Genomic DNA, 5,730 nt, shown 5'->3' with positions numbered 1-5,730 from the left:
AGATTTAGCAACTTCTCCATGGGGTTCTAATTCAACAGCTTCAATTAACTCAAACGGTCAAATTGTTATTACAAATAACTCTGGCTCATCCCAAACAATTGGTGCAGTATATTCTAACAATATTACTTTAGGTACAATTTTAGGCACACTTTCTGGCACAACAGCAGCTGGCGGAATATGTGCAAGCCAGCCATTTGAAGCAGACATTCACAATACTTCAATTGATGTATATGACTCCCTTGGCAATAAACATACGCTTACTTTTAATTTTAGAAAAGTTTCATATGATCCTACAACCCAGCAATCCACATGGGTCTGGACAGCAAGTGCTCCAGCGCCAGCAAACATTTTAAACTCTAGTGGAACATTAAAATTTAACTCAAACGGTCAGTTAACATACGAATCAAGCCCTCTTGCAATCACTGTCAATTGGAACAACGGCACGGCAAGTCAGGTAATAAATCTAAACTACGGTTCAATTGGTACATTTAACGGACTTACACAATTTTCTCTACCATCTCAAACAACCTCTCAAACACAAGACGGTTTTCCAAGTGGCAGCCTTCAAAGCATTCTTGTAAACCAAGATGGCGTAATAGAAGGATTATTTTCAAACGGCAAAAGCTACCCTTTAGCTCAAATTGCGCTTGCTACTTTTAATAATGACAACGGCCTCATGTCAAAGGGGGGTTCTTTGTTTGCAGCTACTGCAAACTCAGGAACACCAGTCATATCTACTGCTGGAACTCAAGGCGCTGGCACAATTGCACCAAGTACACTTGAAGAAAGCAATGTCGACTTAGGCACAGAGTTTACAAATATGATTATAGCTGAGCGTGCCTATCAGGCAAACACAAGAATTATAAGCACATCAGACCAAATGCTCCAAACCCTCCTTAATATCCAATAGTTTAAGCCCTTTTGGGCTTAAACTTACTTTAAATAATCGCTTTTTTTAAGCTTAAAATCATCTTCAAGGATTTTTTTAAATCTATTTAGAGGCAGTCCCACCACATTATAGTAATCTCCAACAATTTTTTCTATATAAAGCGCTGCATAACCCTGGATAGCATAAGCTCCAGCTTTATCTAATACATTTTCTTTGCTTGTCAAAAAATCAATATCGTTTTTCTCTAGCTTTGCAAACTTAACAAAAGTTTTTTCAAAGTAAGCTTTTATTAAATCCTTATATTTTATTGCAATTGCGCTAATTACTGAATGCCAGCTACCACTTAAATCATAAAGCATGGATTTAGCTTCTTCGATGTTTTTTGGTTTTTCAAAAATCCTATCCTTAAAAATTATTAAAGTATCAAAGGCAACCACCAAACCATCTATTTGCAAACACTCAATTTTACTTATGGCTTTTTGTACTGCTAAATTTTGTTTACTGTTTATAATTAGTTTTTCTTTGCATGGCTTAACCAGTTTATAATCAAAGCCAAACTGTTTAAGCAACTCAATGCGTCTTGGCGATGTTGTGGCTACATAAATCATTTTTAATTTAATATACTTAAAAAAAGCAAATAACTTCTAGCATTTTACAATTTCTATTGAATTTATCAAGCTTTTCCTTCTTGTCATTTTCAAGTTCGTCCTTTCTGTCATTCTGAAGCGTAAGCGAAGAATCCTCTACATAAAATAGGTAAAAACTCCCCATACACTTAAGGTGCACTTCAAGAATAACAAACGAGGATGTCCTTTTGAAGTAAAAGCTTAAAATCTAAAAAAAACAAAAAATTATGCTTTTTTTAATAAAAAATTAAATCAATTTTTTTATAAAATTGATTGACAAAATATTAAAAAAATACATAATGAGTAAAAAAAGGGGTACAAAATGGATCTTGCTGTAGTTTTGCTTAGCGATCAATCAATACCAAATGTACTTTTTCTAAAAGATTTATATGATAAATGGGATAAAATTTTATTTATAGAAACGCAAAAAACACAAGAAAAAAACTATAGTAAATCCATACTCAGCATATTAAATAAAAAAGAAAATGATAGCATAGTAGTAGACCAAAACGATTTAAATGACATTGAAGGAAAACTTAAAGAATACTTTTCAAAAAACTCTTTTGACAACATTTTGGTAAATATAACAGGCGGCACCAAAATTATGGCTTTAGGTGCTTACGATTTTTTTAAAAACTCAAATTTAAATTCTACAATTTATTATAAATCTATTGATAAAAATTTTTATCTTATTTTGTACCCTAAGGCAAGTCAAATTCCTAGTACCTGCAAATTATCCATTCCTGAATATATGAGCGCTGTTGGCACCAAAATCAAAAGCACTCAAAAACAGGATAGTAAAAAATCAAATATTGCAAAAAAACTCTTTCAAGCTTTTGAATCTGATTATGAAACAGTATTAGATATTACACAAAAATTTAGAGTATATCGTGATAATGAAAACGCAAGAAAAAAAATTTTAGAAAACAATGAAGCCAAAAAAGCCATAAAAGATTTAAAAAACTACTGCGGTATAACGCAAGAAGAATTAGACCAATTTGATTTTAGAAGTAAAGAAACAATCGATTTTTTTACGGGTGGCTGGTTTGAATATTATGTTTTTGACCAAATAAAAACATTACCAGTTGATGATATAAGCTGTAATATCAAAATAGAAAATGACAGAGGTGTATCAAACGAGCTTGATGTAGTTTTTATTATAAACAATGATTTGCATATAATAGAATGTAAAACCGGCGAAGTAAAAGATTATATTGGAGATGTAATTTACAAATCGGGACAATTAAGGCAAAATTTTGGTTTAAGTGCAAAATCGCACCTTGTTATTTTAAACCCTCCTTCCAGCGAAATAAGTCAAGAAAAAAAACAACGTGCAAATTCTATTGGCATAAACTTAATTGACTACAAATCATTAAAACAAAAAAACCTTAGTGAGATTTTTAGAGAAAAGTTAAAATTATAAATGATGGGGAATTTTGATTTTACCATTATCACAATTAAACATGAAGGTATAGATAAAGACTATGAGTTTTACGGTTCTTACTATAGGGGTATGCTGGGTAGAAATTTAAAAAAGCGTTTTTGTATACTTAAAAATACAACTTGCGAGGTTTGCCCGCTTGTAGATAAGTGTTTGTATATGCTTTCTTTTGAAAAATACAAAGATACATTGTTTTTACCCTATGTTATAAATAAATCCACAAAAAATGAACTTAGAATAACGCTTCTTGGGACTTTTTCCAAATTTTCAAAAATGTATTTAGAGGCTTTTACAAGAGACCTTAAAGTAAAACAAGCAGGTTTTTACAATCCTTTTTTAGATACAATTCAGGAAGAAGAGTTTATATTAAATTCTAATCAATTTAAAAAAATTGAAAACAAAAGCAATTTTACCTTGAATATTGAATTTGGAAGATTTAAAAGAGACTCTAAAATTTTAAATTGTCAGGAAATTGATTTTGGTGATATTGTTAAAGCTATAGAGCGTAGAATTTACCTAACAAACAAATTTTACGGTAAAACTCAAGACGAAATATACATTCAACCAGAGTTTAAAGCAACAAAAATCGATTGCACCTTTCATAATATAGCAAGGTACTCCAATCGAAAGAAAAAACTTATGAGCATTCCCTGTACAAACTTAAAATTTCACATAGAAAACTCAAAAGATATCTACAGATATATTTATCTGGCAAGCATATTAAATATAGGCACAAATGCTTCTATGGGATTTGGGCAGGTACATGTACATTAGCGAACAGTTAATTAAAAAATTTTTAGATGATGAACTCAAAGATCATACACTATGGGTAGCTCGTGCAAGTGAAATAGAAAAAAAGCTTTCTATGGATTTGGGCTCTCATGATTTGCAAACAAAAAGAAGGCCTTTTATTATACTAAAAACAAAAGATAAAACAAATATTGCTTGCGTGGCGTTTTTTTCTTCAAAACAATTTTATAAAAATCAGGTAAGTTTTTCAATACCCGGAAACTGCGAAAAAAGGTGCAGGTTTCATTTTTTTGATATATCTTATATTTACAGGCTAAAGAATAAAGAAGTTTTTCCTATAAGCAAAGATATTTTTGATTTTAAACTTGTTGAATACTGTGGAATTTGCAATAATATAGATTATTTATGTGCGAAATTAAAAAAACAGGTGGAAAATTGCAAATAGAGCATATTTTAGAAGAATTTTTAAATGGTAACATCCAAAATTTTGAACAACTTGTAAATGAACTTTCTTTGTATATTGCAAAAGTTTTTTATAAAACCGGGTTGTTTAGCGAAATTAACGAGTTAAAAAGTGAAATTACAATTTTCCTTTACCAGAAAAAAGAGGCATTTTTGAAGTATAATCAAAATTCAAGATGGCAAATAGTAAAAACCTCTGCCATTAATTATTTTAAAGATATATTAAAACAAAAAAAAATACAACTTATAGAAACTGACGAAAAAGATTTATTAGAAATTTTAGATAATAAACCAAAACAACACACTCAATACGAGTATATTGAAAAAATTGAAGCTTTAGATAAACTCAAAACTTTTCAAAAATTGCTTTCAGATAAAGAAAGCTTGATTCTTTTAGATATTTTAGGATGTATCAAATATGTATACACTTCAAAGCAAGCAGAATACAAAGCAAAAGAAAGGCTTAAAAAAAAGCTAAAAGATATAATTATTGATTTAAATCTTGATTACGAAACAACAGACTTAATATTTGATCTGCTTTGCGCTAAGTCTAAAAACGCCCAAAAAATCGTTAATAAAGCAGAAGGTAAAATATAATGGGTATATTAGATGATTTACTAAAAGTATATAAAAAATCAAAAATAAAAATAAAAACAAAACAAAATACTAACAAAAAAGAGTTACATTTTGGTGACATCATTGAGATATATGAACCAGAATTTGCTATTGCAGTTTACATTGAAGATAATACTGCTATCCTAATGTCAAATTTCTGGGAGTTTGCAACAAACTCAGATATGTTTGTAGATGTTAGTCATCCAATCGCTGATAAATGGATAATTGAGCTTGACAAAAGAATTTTCCTGGATAATGCAAAATACTCTTACTATAGTAAACTTAATGAAAACGATATTAATCTTCTTAAAAAAGCTTTAGATGGTGAAGACTTACCACCTTCTAAAACAGGTCCAAAAGTACCATTTAATCCAAAAGATGCAAGGTATAAATTTAAATTTGAAGAGTTAAAAAAAACATTAAAGTTTAATAAAAATCTTTTTTTTGAAAAAGATACTAATGTAATACATTTTAATTTTAGCAAAGATTTGTTTGAAAAAGAGAAAAAAGCCGCTTTTGACGAAAAAAAGCTATTTGAAAAAAACGGAGTAAATATTTTAATAAATCCCAAAAATATTATTATCGATACAACAGACAAAAACATAGGAAAATTTGCAAAAATTTACATAAAATCAAAAGGGCAAGAAATTGTACTCTTTGAAGGCAAAATAGACGCTCCTACATTTGAAATTATATCAAAAATACCAATAAAAAACCCATATGCAATAGAACAAATACTACAGATCGAAATATATGAAGATAAATCTTGATTATTTAGATAATTTAAACTCAAAACGATTAGAAATGCTCAAAGAACAAATAAAAAACTCACATGATATAGAAACTCTCCGCAACATACCAGAAAATTATCGTTCAGTTTACTATTGTGCTCAAAAAAGGCTTTTTGAGCTGGAAAATATTGCTTTCAAAGAAGCAGAATTTGTAGC

The 5,730-nt window shown here is 29.5% G+C and carries 8 protein-coding genes; 7 read left to right on the top strand and 1 reads right to left on the bottom strand.

Annotated features, from left to right (window positions below; genetic code table 11):
- On the top strand, positions 1-910 hold a 910-nt coding region (locus tag Q0C22_RS00870), incomplete at its 5' end, for a flagellar hook-basal body complex protein (protein WP_291490203.1).
- A gap of 23 nt (positions 911-933) precedes the next feature.
- Here the strand turns inward: Q0C22_RS00870 and Q0C22_RS00865 are convergent.
- Complete coding sequence (locus Q0C22_RS00865; protein WP_291490202.1) at positions 934-1,497, bottom strand: nucleoside triphosphate pyrophosphatase; 564 nt, start codon at positions 1,495-1,497, stop codon at positions 934-936.
- Positions 1,498-1,837: 340 nt separating this feature from the next.
- Here Q0C22_RS00865 and Q0C22_RS00860 point away from each other — a divergent pair, with 340 nt between their 5' ends.
- From Q0C22_RS00860 to Q0C22_RS00835, 6 genes are all read left to right on the top strand, one after another.
- On the top strand, positions 1,838-2,938 hold the full coding sequence (locus Q0C22_RS00860) for a DUF1887 family CARF protein (protein ID WP_291490201.1): 1,101 nt from the start codon (positions 1,838-1,840) through the stop codon (positions 2,936-2,938).
- Between the two features lie 3 nt (positions 2,939-2,941).
- Positions 2,942-3,730, top strand: coding sequence for a hypothetical protein (locus tag Q0C22_RS00855; RefSeq protein ID WP_291490200.1), 789 nt, complete (start codon positions 2,942-2,944; stop codon positions 3,728-3,730).
- Positions 3,720-4,151 carry a hypothetical protein gene (locus tag Q0C22_RS00850; protein ID WP_291490199.1) on the top strand — a complete coding sequence of 144 codons (432 nt, stop codon included), beginning with the start codon at positions 3,720-3,722 and terminating at the stop codon, positions 4,149-4,151. The genes Q0C22_RS00855 and Q0C22_RS00850 overlap by 11 nt, the downstream gene beginning before the upstream one ends.
- Positions 4,112-4,765, top strand: coding sequence for a hypothetical protein (locus Q0C22_RS00845; RefSeq protein WP_291490198.1), 654 nt, complete (start codon positions 4,112-4,114; stop codon positions 4,763-4,765). The genes Q0C22_RS00850 and Q0C22_RS00845 overlap by 40 nt, the downstream gene beginning before the upstream one ends.
- A complete protein-coding gene (locus tag Q0C22_RS00840; protein ID WP_291490197.1) occupies positions 4,765-5,553 on the top strand; it encodes a hypothetical protein in 789 nt (262 codons plus the stop codon). Before Q0C22_RS00845 ends, Q0C22_RS00840 begins: the two co-directional genes overlap by 1 nt.
- Positions 5,537-5,730 (top strand): hypothetical protein (locus tag Q0C22_RS00835; RefSeq protein ID WP_291490196.1); only part of this gene is annotated, 194 nt, incomplete at its 3' end. The genes Q0C22_RS00840 and Q0C22_RS00835, both read left to right, overlap by 17 nt.

This window comes from Desulfurella sp., from assembly GCF_023256235.1.
GTDB lineage: Bacteria > Campylobacterota_A > Desulfurellia > Desulfurellales > Desulfurellaceae > Desulfurella.
This window is presented reverse-complemented; position numbering and strand designations above follow the sequence as displayed.

Coding starts and splice junctions, on each gene's coding strand:
- Q0C22_RS00865 (WP_291490202.1), bottom strand. CDS start 1,497: ATGATTTATGTAGCCACAACATCGCCAAGACGCATTGAGTTGCTTAAA.
- Q0C22_RS00860 (WP_291490201.1), top strand. CDS start 1,838: ATGGATCTTGCTGTAGTTTTGCTTAGCGATCAATCAATACCAAATGTA.
- Q0C22_RS00855 (WP_291490200.1), top strand. CDS start 2,942: ATGGGGAATTTTGATTTTACCATTATCACAATTAAACATGAAGGTATA.
- Q0C22_RS00850 (WP_291490199.1), top strand. CDS start 3,720: ATGTACATTAGCGAACAGTTAATTAAAAAATTTTTAGATGATGAACTC.
- Q0C22_RS00845 (WP_291490198.1), top strand. CDS start 4,112: ATGTGCGAAATTAAAAAAACAGGTGGAAAATTGCAAATAGAGCATATT.
- Q0C22_RS00840 (WP_291490197.1), top strand. CDS start 4,765: ATGGGTATATTAGATGATTTACTAAAAGTATATAAAAAATCAAAAATA.